This window comes from Bacillus sp. KH172YL63, from assembly GCF_011398925.1.
GTDB lineage: Bacteria > Bacillota > Bacilli > Bacillales > Bacillaceae_B > Rossellomorea.
The window spans coordinates 1412189-1424538 of the sequence record NZ_AP022842.1 but is presented as its reverse complement, the minus strand read 5'-3'; the positions used below and the strand labels follow the sequence as shown (position 1 = coordinate 1424538).

General features: G+C 42.7%; 17 protein-coding genes. 5 read left to right on the top strand and 12 right to left on the bottom strand.

Translation table 11 applies throughout. The annotated features are described in order from the left end of the window. Window positions 1-41 precede the first annotated feature (41 nt). The 3 genes from coaD to KH172YL63_RS07105 form a co-directional block, all read right to left on the bottom strand. Window positions 42-542, bottom strand: a complete 501-nt coding sequence (gene coaD / locus KH172YL63_RS07115) for a pantetheine-phosphate adenylyltransferase (RefSeq protein ID WP_173105452.1) — start codon at window positions 540-542, stop codon at window positions 42-44. A 21-nt stretch (window positions 543-563) separates the two neighbouring features. After that, window positions 564-1121: a 16S rRNA (guanine(966)-N(2))-methyltransferase RsmD gene (gene rsmD / locus KH172YL63_RS07110; protein ID WP_173105451.1), complete on the bottom strand. Its 558-nt coding sequence runs from the start codon at window positions 1119-1121 to the stop codon at window positions 564-566. 262 nt (window positions 1122-1383) lie between these two features. Then, window positions 1384-2790, bottom strand: coding sequence for a hypothetical protein (locus tag KH172YL63_RS07105; RefSeq protein WP_173105450.1), 1407 nt, complete (start codon window positions 2788-2790; stop codon window positions 1384-1386). 217 nt (window positions 2791-3007) lie between these two features. On the opposite strand from KH172YL63_RS07105, the gene KH172YL63_RS07100 reads away from it, so the two are divergent. Further along, a complete protein-coding gene (locus KH172YL63_RS07100) occupies window positions 3008-3397 on the top strand; it encodes a DUF7147 family protein (RefSeq protein WP_173105449.1) in 390 nt (129 codons plus the stop codon). A gap of 45 nt (window positions 3398-3442) precedes the next feature. Here KH172YL63_RS07100 and KH172YL63_RS07095 read toward each other — a convergent pair whose 3' ends face one another. Continuing rightward, window positions 3443-3718, bottom strand: a complete 276-nt coding sequence (locus tag KH172YL63_RS07095) for a YlbG family protein (RefSeq protein WP_173105448.1) — start codon at window positions 3716-3718, stop codon at window positions 3443-3445. 217 nt (window positions 3719-3935) lie between these two features. Between KH172YL63_RS07095 and KH172YL63_RS07090 the strand changes: the two genes are divergently transcribed. Continuing rightward, window positions 3936-4250, top strand: coding sequence for a hypothetical protein (locus KH172YL63_RS07090; protein WP_173105447.1), 315 nt, complete (start codon window positions 3936-3938; stop codon window positions 4248-4250). Window positions 4251-4299: 49 nt separating this feature from the next. On the opposite strand, the gene KH172YL63_RS07085 is transcribed toward KH172YL63_RS07090, so the two are convergent. The 4 genes from KH172YL63_RS07085 to KH172YL63_RS07070 all read right to left on the bottom strand — a co-directional run bounded on the left by KH172YL63_RS07085 (window position 4300) and on the right by KH172YL63_RS07070 (window position 6014). Next, complete coding sequence (locus KH172YL63_RS07085; protein ID WP_173105446.1) at window positions 4300-4746, bottom strand: YlbF/YmcA family competence regulator; 447 nt, start codon at window positions 4744-4746, stop codon at window positions 4300-4302. A gap of 98 nt (window positions 4747-4844) precedes the next feature. Beyond that, window positions 4845-5240 carry a hypothetical protein gene (locus tag KH172YL63_RS07080; RefSeq protein ID WP_173105445.1) on the bottom strand — a complete coding sequence of 132 codons (396 nt, stop codon included), beginning with the start codon at window positions 5238-5240 and terminating at the stop codon, window positions 4845-4847. A gap of 99 nt (window positions 5241-5339) precedes the next feature. After that, complete coding sequence (locus tag KH172YL63_RS07075) at window positions 5340-5579, bottom strand: YlbE-like family protein (protein WP_173105444.1); 240 nt, start codon at window positions 5577-5579, stop codon at window positions 5340-5342. 15 nt (window positions 5580-5594) lie between these two features. Next, window positions 5595-6014: a YlbD family protein gene (locus KH172YL63_RS07070; RefSeq protein ID WP_173105443.1), complete on the bottom strand. Its 420-nt coding sequence runs from the start codon at window positions 6012-6014 to the stop codon at window positions 5595-5597. A 149-nt stretch (window positions 6015-6163) separates the two neighbouring features. Between KH172YL63_RS07070 and KH172YL63_RS07065 the strand changes: the two genes are divergently transcribed. Next, a complete protein-coding gene (locus KH172YL63_RS07065; protein WP_173105442.1) occupies window positions 6164-6652 on the top strand; it encodes a PaaI family thioesterase in 489 nt (162 codons plus the stop codon). Window positions 6653-6818: 166 nt separating this feature from the next. Here the strand turns inward: KH172YL63_RS07065 and KH172YL63_RS07060 are convergent, their stop codons facing one another. Continuing rightward, the gene (locus KH172YL63_RS07060) at window positions 6819-7841 is read right to left on the bottom strand and encodes a CAP domain-containing protein (protein WP_232066140.1); all 1023 of its coding nucleotides are present in this window, start codon (window positions 7839-7841) and stop codon (window positions 6819-6821) included. 394 nt (window positions 7842-8235) lie between these two features. Continuing rightward, window positions 8236-8670 carry a CBS domain-containing protein gene (locus KH172YL63_RS07055; protein WP_173105441.1) on the bottom strand — a complete coding sequence of 145 codons (435 nt, stop codon included), beginning with the start codon at window positions 8668-8670 and terminating at the stop codon, window positions 8236-8238. Between the two features lie 247 nt (window positions 8671-8917). Here KH172YL63_RS07055 and KH172YL63_RS07050 point away from each other — a divergent pair, with 247 nt between their 5' ends. Together KH172YL63_RS07050 and ytvI are read left to right on the top strand one after the other, a co-directional pair. Next, entirely contained in the window at window positions 8918-9277 is a 360-nt protein-coding gene (locus KH172YL63_RS07050; protein ID WP_173105440.1) for a YugN family protein, read from the top strand. A 162-nt stretch (window positions 9278-9439) separates the two neighbouring features. After that, window positions 9440-10498 carry a sporulation integral membrane protein YtvI gene (gene ytvI / locus KH172YL63_RS07045; protein ID WP_173105439.1) on the top strand — a complete coding sequence of 353 codons (1059 nt, stop codon included), beginning with the start codon at window positions 9440-9442 and terminating at the stop codon, window positions 10496-10498. Window positions 10499-10776: 278 nt separating this feature from the next. Here the strand turns inward: ytvI and KH172YL63_RS07040 are convergent, their stop codons facing one another. Together KH172YL63_RS07040 and ctaG are read right to left on the bottom strand one after the other, a co-directional pair. Beyond that, window positions 10777-11238 carry a DUF420 domain-containing protein gene (locus KH172YL63_RS07040; RefSeq protein WP_173105438.1) on the bottom strand — a complete coding sequence of 154 codons (462 nt, stop codon included), beginning with the start codon at window positions 11236-11238 and terminating at the stop codon, window positions 10777-10779. Between the two features lie 113 nt (window positions 11239-11351). After that, on the bottom strand, window positions 11352-12260 hold the full coding sequence (gene ctaG, locus KH172YL63_RS07035) for a cytochrome c oxidase assembly factor CtaG (protein ID WP_173105437.1): 909 nt from the start codon (window positions 12258-12260) through the stop codon (window positions 11352-11354). Window positions 12261-12350 lie beyond the last annotated feature (90 nt).

Sequence of the window (12350 nt, the reverse complement as noted above, 5' to 3'; positions counted from 1 at the left end):
AGGGTGATTCCATCTGTATTGTTGATGGAAGCACCCTTTTCTTATACTTCGCCAGTATTTAGTTCATCGAATTTCTCTTTCAACGATTCTTCAACACGTTCCGGCACCAGTTCAGAAATGTCGCCGCCGTATTTAGCCACCTCTTTAACGATGCTTGAACTTAAGAATGAATATTGATTGTTGGTCATGATGAAGAACGTTTCAATCTCGTCATCAAGCACTCTGTTCATAGAGGTGATCTGCATTTCGTATTCAAAATCCGAAACCGCCCGTAAGCCCCTGATGATGGCTTTTGCATTGACATTTTTCGCATAGTCGACCAATAAGCCCTGAAAAGAACCGACAACGACATTAGGAATGTCTTTTGTCACTTCACGGATCAATTCGATTCGTTCCTCCACAGAAAACAGTGGTTTCTTAGAAGAATTATTCAGCACCACTACATTGATTTGATCGAAAACTTTCGCACCTCGTCTAATAATATCCAAATGTCCGTACGTAATGGGATCAAAACTCCCTGGACAAACTGCTATGCTTGGCATTTTCTTACCCCTCTTTCGTCGTCAATCATCCACTTTGGAAAAAATCGATATCCTGATGATTCCATAGGTTTCTTCTCTTACCTTCTTTAAACTTCCACAGCGTTCGGGCAGTGCGATTTCCGATCCATGTTCACACATAACGAAACCGCTTTCATTTAAAAGGTTGTGTTCATCGATGTATGCGAGAAGTTGTTGAAGCTTTTGCTGTTTGTAAGGCGGATCGAGGAAGATGTAATCAAATGCAATCCCTCGTTTGACGATCGCCTTTAAGGCCCTTGTCGCTTCATTGCGATACACTTCACTCTGCTCCGATAATTGACAGTCTTCAAGATTGGACTTGATGGTCTGAAATGCCTTAGCATCACGGTCCACGAATATCACTGAATCCAGACCCCTGCTGAGGGCTTCAATCCCAAGTCCTCCGCTTCCGGCAAACAAGTCAAGGCCAGATCCCCCGTCAAAATAGGGTCCTAACATATTAAATATCGATTCTTTTACTTTATCGGTCGTGGGTCTTGTACCACTACCTGGGACGGCCTTCAGCGGCCTGCCCTTCAATGTACCTGATATTACTCTCATAATCATCCACCATATATGTATTTTTTCTTCACTATCCTAACATATCTTGTCACATATCGCCACATTCGAAAAAAGGTGGAGACATGTATAATTTCGGGACGATAGGTGATACTATGCATAACAGCATCCTAACTGATGTTGTTGCCAACCGCGGAGAAGACTTACGATTCCCCATAAGTTCTTCCTCCGGTTTCTCCTCTCCCTTTGCCTTCTTTCCAGAAATGGATATAGAAGGACCCTGCAGAATGTTCTGCAGGGCTTTTTATGTTTGTCGTGTTACCTCGATGGATTTCTCCTTCTCGATGACTTTAACCTTAAATAGTTTCTCAAACCAGTGAACGTCCATATAAATTGCATCCCCAATTTTCTGTACCGGTTTTACTAATAAGCCGTAATTTTCTTCATTATAGATAAAATAGTCTTCATCCACATAGAACCTGAACGTGTTTCCATCCATTGACATGAAGTAAACCCCCGTCTCCAGCTCCTCATAGTCCATACCCAAGGCTTTCAAAGCTTGTGGAAATTGAATGAACTTCTTTTGCTTATAGAGAATATAGGATAGCTCAACCGGTCTGTCACTGACAATGATGGACTTATCAGCAGCGAGAGTTAACGGACCACCACTATTCAGCCCTTCACGGAAAAACGAACTGTGAAAACCGGTGACATCCTCTACCCATTCATCGAGTTTGACCCCATCCACCGTGCGTACTTTTTGTCTCTCGACTTCCCTTCGAAATACATCCATTTGGGAAGGTGTCAATGCTTCCCGAATCTCCTTGTATGCCCAGGAAGCTTTTCCGGTTGCAGGTGGCCTGTTCAATAGAAGACCGGCGATGAATTCCTTCATCCACCCCTCTTCATCCTTCGAGGTATAGGATTGATAGATCAGGCTTTCCTTCACATCAGCAATGGCCGTTTCGTCCATATTTTTCACAATGATCAGGTGGGGAGAAGAATGGGGAGTGAGTTCATTCGAACGCACAACGGTCACATATCCACCGCTGGACTTCAATGCTTCCAGTCCCTCAAGGTCTGCTGTATCTGAATGAGGAAATAAAATCCTGCCCGCTTCCGTTTCATGTTCTTCCCATTCACCAGTCAGCCAAATCAGGTCTGACGGCCCCCCCTCACCATCAAAGAAATAGTAATCGATGTAATCGAGCTTTTTATGATGGAAAGAAGGGTAGCCTGCAACCCATCTCCCCTCTCTTACATTTTTTTCTATGATCTGAATATCGGTTTTTTCGGTAATAAGTGAAGAAAGAACAGGAAACCAATCCGTTAAGAGCAGACGTCCATTTTCTACAGGCACTTTTAAAGAATACGTAAGGGTGACAGTCTCCTCGGCCCCGCTGATATTTGTTATAAGAAATTCACCGTTCTCTTTTGTAAGACAATTATCCTCAGATTGATTGATGCACGAATAACCTTCTGCCCCGACCGGCCAGGTGATCGTCATCCTATCAGGAACCGCTGATGAAAAACGGAGAGTCTGGCTTATTTGGAAAGTATCCGCCTTATGGATGATCGAATACGATTGATCCACCGCTACCGTACCTTTATCCACCGCGCTTTCTGTTGAGAATCCCATCCATTGAAAGATAAGGATGCTCGCACTGACGAGGACCATACCTAACATGAAAGTAAATAAAAAACGTTTCATACCGTACCCCTTCATTTCTAGTATTAATTATACGATAGCAGATTTTCATTTGAGCAGGGGGATATTTTGATGAATTCACGTTTTGTTCATTTTTCTATTAAACATTCACCTAAAAAGAATCAATCAAGCGCTCGATCTCCTTCCGTTCTTTACTTATGGTGCTTTGTTTGAAATAATAAGAAATTGATTGAGACAACATGAAAAGGGGGATTTCAAAATGATTCAGCGTTTTATTGAACTGGGTGAAGGATACGCGGATATTTATGAACTTTTGGAACTTGCCGAAGCGAACCGTGGACGCCTGCAGCATATGATGGCCTTTCATACCATCGTGAAAGATCGTCCAGTCACCTCATTGGCACTTGTCATGAAACCGACAGAGCAAGGAAAATTCCAGGCCATCTATATATCAAGGGAAGGTGTCCCTAACCCGAATATCACACCGAACCAGCGCTATTCGCTTTTTGAAAGCAAAGCCGAGAGTCTGGGCAAGGTCATCATTCAGATGGATGTAAAACCGTCCACGCTTTTTCCAGAAAACGCTCTTTACTATCAGCACTTGATCGCAATCCTGCGATTGAATCACTACATACTTCCACTGCAATAATGGCATAAAAAAAGCTGCCAAGATCAAACTCTTTGGCAGCAATCATTAAAACCCCATTTTGTAATCATATTCCTTCGCTTTATCTGGTCGGGAATTTTCAAACACAGACTTGATAAACGGCTTAAAAGAAGGATCGACTTTCTTCACGTATGAATAAGTGGATATCCGCTCCATGACCGACTCAATGTCATCCTGATTACAATAAAGGACAACATACTTCATTTTCTTCGATACATAATGTACATTTCCAAACCGTCTTAGGGACTTGGCATGCTTCAGGCTATGTAACCAAACAACTAATCCTTGTCTTTCTGTTAACATATAGTTTCCCCTCTAGGAATCACATTTTTTTTAAGTCTAGCATAAAAATATGGGAATTAGCAACACGAATCCGCTTACTTCATGGGAACCCTGGATAAATAATGGAGATCCCCCCTTATGAGTCTCCATCCTCATTTTTTCATTCAGTCATGTACATGATGGGTGACAATTGGGTAAAGTGAATACTACATACTCATGATCGTTTGGAGGGAACCAGATGGATTTGAATGAAATTTGGAACTACTTTCTTACTCAGCTTCAGCAGGAGGACGATATCCAGACTGCATATGTCAAAAGGAGTGCAGGCATCCCCTTTCTCTATGTCCAATCGTCCAATCAGAAAAAAGATCTTGAGCACATCATCCTCAAATGGTCGGCCCGGGCGATGCGGGGGAAAAGACTGCATTCAGATACGATATTTTTCAGGAATGAAGGGGCCCTGTATGTCTATCGGCACCGCTTTTATGTGCCTCAGGAAAAAATGTTTTGCTGCGGCAACCTTTGTGTTGACTGCGTACGGTTAAAGCAGTGACGAATTTGCAAACAAAAAAAGAGCAGACATTGTCCGCTCTTTTCACCGGTTATGCTGAACAGCCGCAGCTTCCGCCAGATCCGCAGCCTCCCCCACATGAGCTTCCGCTCGAGAAGAAAGGATTTCCTGAAGGGACCTTAACACTTTTGGAAACCGAATGAGCAATCAAATGGCCCACCTGATCGAGTAGATCCTGCAGTTCATTTTCTGCCCTCCGGAATTCTGCCACGTTTTCATCAAGATCCATCTCTCTTTTCACTTCACGGATCTCTTTCATGACCGTTTTATAATCAGGATGATAACGACCGAAGCGCTGCACTTCTTCATATCGCTCTTTCATTCTGGAAAAAGTACTAACCTTCCGCTGGGTTTCAGCGTTGTTGCGAAGTTTATATAAAGACGACCGATAGTTTTCTGCCACATCAGATTCCAGAATCCATCGGGATAGTTCATCAGCTGAATCTAAAATTTCCATTCTTTCTATAGTAGCAAGCATAACGCCCACCTCCGTAAGGACATTTTAACACGTTTTCCAGGAGGAAGCGAATCCGCCATACAGAAAAAGCCGCTCAGATCTGGCGGCTTTTTCTTTGATCATTGAATTGTCACGTAGAATTGCTTTTTCAATCCCAGCGGCTTATTGTTTTTCCCGACGATCTCGACGTCAAAGAGATGAACCCCTTTAGGGACATTTTTCACTACAAAGGCTGCTGTATGATACTCTTTATACAGTTTTCCTGTACCGGAGCGAACAACAATCTTCCCTTTTTCCGCTCCTTTTTTGTTGGCCGTGAACGTTACATTGGGTACGATACACTCAATATATACCTGATTTCCCTGAACCATATGCTTGATGGAAAGTGCTGTTTCATCCTGTTTAGCCGCTTCTGCTTTTTTTGTGAATGAAAAGATTTCAGGTTCAGGCATTTTTTCTTTGCAGCCGCTTAAAAGGACCAGCAATCCAATCAATAATAACACGGATTTTTTCATCGTCTACACCACTCCTTACTAATAGCCTTGCCCAACTTGGCCACTTATTACTCAACATTGTAAGAAAGCAGTCCGGCACAAAAACAAAAAAATAGCACCTCACTCGGCACTATTCATGGATTGAAACATAGAAATCATCATGGAAGCCATCTGAACACCGTTCGAGAACTTTTGGACACGATGGGGGATGGTCTTTTGGAAGTGATTGATCGAAGCGATTTCGAATTTCTCCAATTCATTTGGGCTGCGGGAAAGCGTCCGGTACCACTGGGGTTGATCTCTCAAAAACAACTTCAAATCTTCTTTAGCATATATATACTCAAGTATATCCTGCCTCATATCACATATCCCCTCCTAATCTTTCCGGAATGAAAATGGGTGTGAAGGCTTGGATGGCGCTTCTTTCTTCGGAGCTTGATCAGATCCACGGCTGTTTCCCCCTTGGAATTGACTCAATACGCCCTGTACAGTCCCAAGTGCTTCACTCAGATTATTGATATGCTGCTGCAGCTGACTGGCGTCCATCTTCTTCACCATTTCCCCCACCTGATCCATCCATCCCCCTTTATCGGTATGAGTTGACTCTGGATCCTTTTCCTTCAAAGGTTCATCCCTATATTGATCCCATCTTGTGTCGTCTTCCCCGAGAAGATACCAGTCTTCAAACAGGTCCTGCCATTTGGCACCCCCATTTCTTACGTCTTTGGCGATTTTAGGATGCTTTTTAACAAACTCTTTGAATTCCTTCACTTTAGGATGCAGTGTTTTACCCATCTCTTCAACACCTCCATTACGGTCATCTACCTATTACACTTTATGAATCGGCGAAAAGAATGGTGATACTTTCCTTTTTGTAGTAAAATTTTATTTATATTTTCAATCTTATACAGGGTTCGATACGAACTTAGAAAAGGATGACATAGATGAAGGATTACGTACAAAATTTGTTCGAGGAATGTGTGACCGGTGCAACGGAAGAAGAACTTTTGATCATCGGACAACTCCTAGAAGGAATACAGCGGAAGAAGAAAGAAGTGAACGGGTCGATGATCGGCGGGATATTTGCCATGGACCGGGAAGTGAAGGACGGGAACTTTGAAGTGAGCATCCCCATCACCCCAGTCACATATAATTCCTTGGGGATTGTACATGGGGGAGTGACGGCAACGCTCGTTGATACGGCAATGGGGACGTTGGCCAACATGATGCTCCCGGAAGGATACGGTGCAGTGACGACCAATTTGAACGTACATTACCTTGCTCCCGGTGTCGGTGAACGCCTGACCGCCCATGCCAACCTCGTCCATCAGGGCAGCAAGACACTTGTCGTCGACGGTAAAGTGGTGAGCTCTGAAGGTAAAGTGGTCGCACATTCCACAGGATCTTTTTTTATCATCAAAAAGAACGGATAATATATGCAGGAATAAACAATCCGAACGCATCCCTGATGGGGGTGCGTTCGGATTGTTTGTTCTTCCTATACATGTATTGTGTTGGCAGGTCATTGAGTACAAATCCCACCCAGACCGGGCAGGTGATACGCTCACGGTCATCAGCAGCTCGAATGATACTTGTACCTCATTCTGCTTCTTCGCTTTTCACCAGGAAATTCTGTGTGTATAAACCTTTATACACGCCGACCCCCAAATGGGTGAAATCCTGCTCAAGTAATATCTTCCGGTGTCCTTCAGAATTCAGCCATCCATGAACGGCTTCAGGTGCATCAGAATACTGAGATGCAATGTTTTCCCCTGCAGCCTTGAATTCAATGCCTCCCCGTTCGAGTCGCTGAGTCAGATCCCCAAAGTTCGGAGACTCATGTGAGAAGTAATCTTCTTCATACATTTCTTCACTGTGCCCCCTTGCCACTTGGGCCGTTTCCTCATCCCACTTAAGGACATTCTCTTCAAATTGGGTCCGAATAACGTTCGTGATATCGAATATCTGCTGCTCACTTGCCCCATTCACCTTTTCCCACTGCTCATCACTCGGTTCAAGCGCCTCAGCCAATTCCCCGCGGTACATCATTTCATATGGGTGCATCTCTATGAGGGTCTCACCATCAAGAAAACGAATGCTCGTCAGCTTCCCTGTGAATTTATCCAAGTAGAGCTGGGCAAATATATTCCCCAAAGGGACAAGAAGGCGTGTGTTCAAATCTTCTTCATTTAATTCAAATTGATAAGAACCTGTTTCATCGTTCACTACTATTTCAGAATCCACGATCGTAAAACGATAGATATCTTCAAGCCTTTGGCCAAGCTTGTAAGGATTTACATCCACCTGATTCCCGATCGCATACAGGGTCACGACTTTATTGTGCCTGACGCCCATTTGTATGTATTGTTTAGCTGAAATGGGATAAATCCACCATTCATATTCGTAGGAGCTTGGCTCTATCCTTGCTGGCTCGCCAAAAGATTCTATTACCATATTGGTGCCTTTCCCGATCCATGTAGCCAAACCGGTTGTCGGCTTTTCACCAGGAGCTTCTATCGGCTGATTTAACTGATTTTCGTCATTTTCCTTTAGAGTTTGGGTTTCTGGTCCTTTAAGCGGTTCATTTTCCTGCTTTTGATCTTGATAAATACCTATAATCAATATAATGACAAGAATGATCAAAATTCGTAAAAACGATCTCAGAATCTTCCCTCCTCTCTACTCTCTCTATCAACATATGCCACTGGGCCTACAATTATTATATCATCATTATCATTTCAAGAATCGTGTTTATCCGTAAGAATAGCATATTTTCTTTTATACTGAAACAAGTTGCTTAATTCAATATTCTTTCAGGTATGAGTAAAATCCCCGTCCAAAAGGCGGGCACGTCGCGTACAGCACTCAAGGCCTCTTACATACAAAAATCCCAGAAGAGGAAAATGAAAAAGAGATGATCAGCAAGCTCATCCGATCATCTCTATACTGGTGTTTATTTTTCAACAGATTCTTCGGAGGATGTTTTCACCTGACATCCCATGACATGAAACAACCCTTAAAATGGTTTATTCCGAAAATAGGATTCTGAAATATTCTCCAGGGCGACATAGGCTTGCTTGCCCAATGATTCCCTGATTGCAAAGTCTCCCAGTGAGATCATTCCAACCAAGCGGTCCCCTTTTACAACCGGGAGCCTTCTCACCTGGTGCTCAGCCATGATGTGGGCAGCTTCATCCGCATTCATGTCAGGGCTTACTGATATAACATGTTTACTCATGATATCTTCCACCTTCGATGATGCCGGATGCTTTTCAGCGATACACCGGAGGACGATATCACGGTCAGTCATCATACCGACCAATTTATCTTCATCGACAATCGGAATCGATCCGACATGATGTTCCTTCATTTTCAGGGCCACCTCATAAACATTATCCAACAACGAGCACGTTTCCACTTCTTTTGTCATAATATCCTTGATTTTCGTCATGACACCCATCCTCTTCTATACTGATTCTCCCGACTATGATTTCCTTTTTAAGGACATATATACACCTTTTATCATTTCAGCATTGAAGACATTGCAAGATATAGAATTTTCCACTATTATTAAGAATGAGAAATACCGCATTTCGTATCATTGTACATACACCGATATAAATGCTGCTACCATACGACCAGCATAAGGACCTTTTTCTTTACATTCCTTATGCAAGCAAATACAGGAGGGAATAATTATGCGTTTTGAAGCAACTGAATTTGAAAGCCTGAAGGTAGATCTAAACCGTTTGGATGATATCATGGAATCTCATGGTCTTGTCCGCGCCGGTCAATGGGATTACGAACGTGTAACATATGATCGCAAATTTGAAATCAGAGAAGGCATTTTCTATTTACGCATCCAGGGTCTTGCAGTCGAAGGGGATGTCGGTAAGCATGACGCCGTGATTCAACTGATGACACCACTTCTAGGTAAGCATTACTACCCGCATGGTGTAGAGTATGGTGAAGGTGAAGAATTCCCTAAACACCTCGTCACTTCATGCGAAAAGCTGCTTGCTGATGTCAAAAAAGATGCAACCAACTTCGCTTGGTAATATTGATATAAAAACTGTCTGCTATATAGACAGTTTTTTTTATTGAACAAATTCCAAACCGGTTGATGATTCGCAGTAATTTTCACTTTCTTCCCACTGGTCATTCACCTCACACTCTAATATAATAAGAAGAAGAGGTTCCTGTTAGAAAGGGGTACACAATTGTCCAAGTTTTTCACAAGAAAGGTATTTATGATCATCCTGATCATCACCATGATCTCAATCATCTCGTTTTTCGTTTTACCGGTGTCCGTCACACTCATCATGGCGATTCTTACCGCCCTTTTACTGGACCCGGCCGTCGGTTTCATCCAAAGGCGATTTTCTACAAACCGGCGAATAGCGGTCCTCACTGTATTCATCATGTTTTTACTTCTGATAAGCGTTTCTGCTTTCTTTGTCACGACCAAAGTCGTCGGTGAAGGAATAAAGCTGATAGAAGATGCTCCGAAGTATGTGAATCAACTCAGTGATATTTGGCTTGAATATGAAGACAGAATGTTCGATGCAACCGAGGATCTGCCAGATGAACTGGTGGAAAGCTTCAGTGAAGACGTTCAAAGCTTTTTAAACAGCGCTAAAACCAAAATTCTAGACTCATTCAATATTGAAAAAATAAGCGTGTTTTTATCATATATTCCAAATTATCTCGTCAGTTTTGTCGTATATCTGATTGCTTTGTTTCTATTTATGCTCGATCTGCCAAGGATCAAGAAATCGATTTACGGGCATCTGACAGAACGTACGGCAGAAAAAGTAACCTTCATGACGTCAAGGCTCACGTACGTCATTTTCGGTTTTTTCAAAGCGCAATTCCTGGTGAGCATCATCATCTTTTTCGTATCTCTGATCGGCCTTCTCTTTATCGCTCCAGAAGTGGCGGTGGTCATGTCGATCATCATCTGGGTCATCGATTTCATTCCTTTGATCGGATCCATTGTCGTGCTTGGTCCATGGGCTTTATTCCATCTCTTGACCGGTAACATTGCACTGGGGACTCAGCTCGCCGTATTGGCTGCCGTCCTGTTAATCATACGAAGAACCGTCGAGCCGAAAGTAATGGGTACGCATATCGGATTATCTCCACTCGCTACGCTCATTGCCATGTATCTGGGCCTGAAGCTCTTTGGCGTCCTGGGATTCATCATCGGTCCGTTGATTCTCATCGTGTTTAACTCGGCAAGAGAAGCAGGCATCATCAAAACAAATTTTAAAATTTAACAACTTTATTTCCTTAACGGGTGATTAACGCAAAAAAAGCAAATCCACTTGAAGTGGGTTTGCTTTTTTGTGTTCCCCTATGAAAATGGGTGGTATGACATGCTACCTCCATGAAGTGCTTCTATGCAGTATTCACCTTGCCTTCCAATTTATGCTGTCACGGATGATACACATACATTTTCTCGCAAAAAAATCCGAGCGGTTTCATGAAAAATCTCGCATGAACGCTCGGATCTAATATTTACCTTACTGCAAATGCCTCAAATTCTATCGTGATGTTAGTAACCGAGAATCGCCCTAATCACAGACGTGGTTTCTCCACCTTTGTAGAAGACATATAGAAGAAGGTAGACGGCAACACCGGTTATGGCAGTAAAGAACCAGATGATGCTTGTGATCGGACCTAGCTTACGGTGCCTCTTTAATTTATCTTTATATCCTGTCCACAGACTCATCAGGCCGAAAACGGCACCTACCGTCGCCAAAGTGATATGGAACACTAAAAAGATCGTATAGTAGATTTTAATAGAATCTGGTCCCCCAAAGGAAGTGTTTCCTACAAAGATCGTTCTGCTTGCATAAATGAGAAAGAAAATAAGTGCAAATATCCCGGCAAGTGTCATGGTCTTTTGATGCTGTTCGATCTTTCGTTGCTTAATCTGCCACCAGCCAATTGCCACTGTTACAGCACTCAAGACGATAAAGCTTGTGCTTATCGTAGGTAAAATTGGTAAATCCATCTCTTTTCCTCGCTTTTCTAAAAAATTCTTTATCAGTAAATAAGGATAACCCGAAGATTTATGCGCGTCCTATGTACATACAAGGATATCGCAACGGACATCCCTGCACCCTATTATTGTTCAGGTATTGTTGAATCCACCACCGGGTCGTAAGAAAGCTTCTCCTGTTGTTCCTGATCTTTTCGATACCACTGGAAGAACAAATGAAAGAGAACGACGCCGAAAACAATTTCCTGTACAATCTTCATCAGCACACCGCCGAGCTGCTGATCATTCAGAGTGGACATAGACGTGAACAATTCTGGTCCTGTCAGTGTAAGTCCTTCGAGTGTACTTACGGGTACGCAAAGAGACAGGGCTTTAAGCCATTCATTTGGATCATAATATGTTGCATAAATTGGATTTTCAGCAAATATGATTAATCCGCAGGCAGGTGTTAACAAAACTGCGCTGCCCAGAATATAGCCAATTCGCTTTAAACCGCTTAACTCAATATCATCATCCACCGGGTTAATCAGCGGCCACCACATGAATACCGCAAGAAGAAACAGAATGATTGTGGTCAATCCGTGTAGAGTCACGTCTGTACGTACATTATCGAAGACCAATGGAATGTGGTAGACAGAGAAGACAATATTGAATGACAACAAAGAAATAAGTGGCTTTGTCATAAAAGTAAACATCGGCTTCACCACGGGTAATGTAATCATTGCTTTCCATAACCATGTTGGAATACCTAGTATCAATAACGGGGTAAAAACGAGATACAAAAAGGCCATCTGTGTCATATGCGCGGAAAACAAAATCCCGCTAAGGACTTCAACTGGAGACCCTTTGATCGCGTACAACAGAATCATTGAAGAAAGAAAAAAAGAAGCCTGTTTTACAGTCAGCTTTTCACTCTCCTTGAAACCATCTCTCCACTTGATCGTAATCAAAAAATACAATACAGTTACAAATACCAGCGCCATAAGAAAAAACGGGCTCCATAACGCCATAAATCCGAAAATACCCAAAGGCATCCTCTCACCTCATTTCACAATTAACACCTATCACCATTATACTGACAACCCCTCCCCACTTCAATCCAAGGTCATGACAAGTTCTTGACA

Bases quoted from the DNA above. Each gene is read 5' to 3' on its own strand.
- coaD (WP_173105452.1), bottom strand. From the start codon at position 542: ATGCCAAGCATAGCAGTTTGTCCAGGGAGTTTTGATCCCATTACGTAC.
- rsmD (WP_173105451.1), bottom strand. From the start codon at position 1,121: ATGAGAGTAATATCAGGTACATTGAAGGGCAGGCCGCTGAAGGCCGTC.
- KH172YL63_RS07105 (WP_173105450.1), bottom strand. From the start codon at position 2,790: ATGAAACGTTTTTTATTTACTTTCATGTTAGGTATGGTCCTCGTCAGT.
- KH172YL63_RS07100 (WP_173105449.1), top strand. From the start codon at position 3,008: ATGATTCAGCGTTTTATTGAACTGGGTGAAGGATACGCGGATATTTAT.
- KH172YL63_RS07095 (WP_173105448.1), bottom strand. From the start codon at position 3,718: ATGTTAACAGAAAGACAAGGATTAGTTGTTTGGTTACATAGCCTGAAG.
- KH172YL63_RS07090 (WP_173105447.1), top strand. From the start codon at position 3,936: ATGGATTTGAATGAAATTTGGAACTACTTTCTTACTCAGCTTCAGCAG.
- KH172YL63_RS07085 (WP_173105446.1), bottom strand. From the start codon at position 4,746: ATGCTTGCTACTATAGAAAGAATGGAAATTTTAGATTCAGCTGATGAA.
- KH172YL63_RS07080 (WP_173105445.1), bottom strand. From the start codon at position 5,240: ATGAAAAAATCCGTGTTATTATTGATTGGATTGCTGGTCCTTTTAAGC.
- KH172YL63_RS07075 (WP_173105444.1), bottom strand. From the start codon at position 5,579: ATGAGGCAGGATATACTTGAGTATATATATGCTAAAGAAGATTTGAAG.
- KH172YL63_RS07070 (WP_173105443.1), bottom strand. From the start codon at position 6,014: ATGGGTAAAACACTGCATCCTAAAGTGAAGGAATTCAAAGAGTTTGTT.
- KH172YL63_RS07065 (WP_173105442.1), top strand. From the start codon at position 6,164: ATGAAGGATTACGTACAAAATTTGTTCGAGGAATGTGTGACCGGTGCA.
- KH172YL63_RS07055 (WP_173105441.1), bottom strand. From the start codon at position 8,670: ATGACGAAAATCAAGGATATTATGACAAAAGAAGTGGAAACGTGCTCG.
- KH172YL63_RS07050 (WP_173105440.1), top strand. From the start codon at position 8,918: ATGCGTTTTGAAGCAACTGAATTTGAAAGCCTGAAGGTAGATCTAAAC.
- KH172YL63_RS07040 (WP_173105438.1), bottom strand. From the start codon at position 11,238: ATGGATTTACCAATTTTACCTACGATAAGCACAAGCTTTATCGTCTTG.
- ctaG (WP_173105437.1), bottom strand. From the start codon at position 12,260: ATGCCTTTGGGTATTTTCGGATTTATGGCGTTATGGAGCCCGTTTTTT.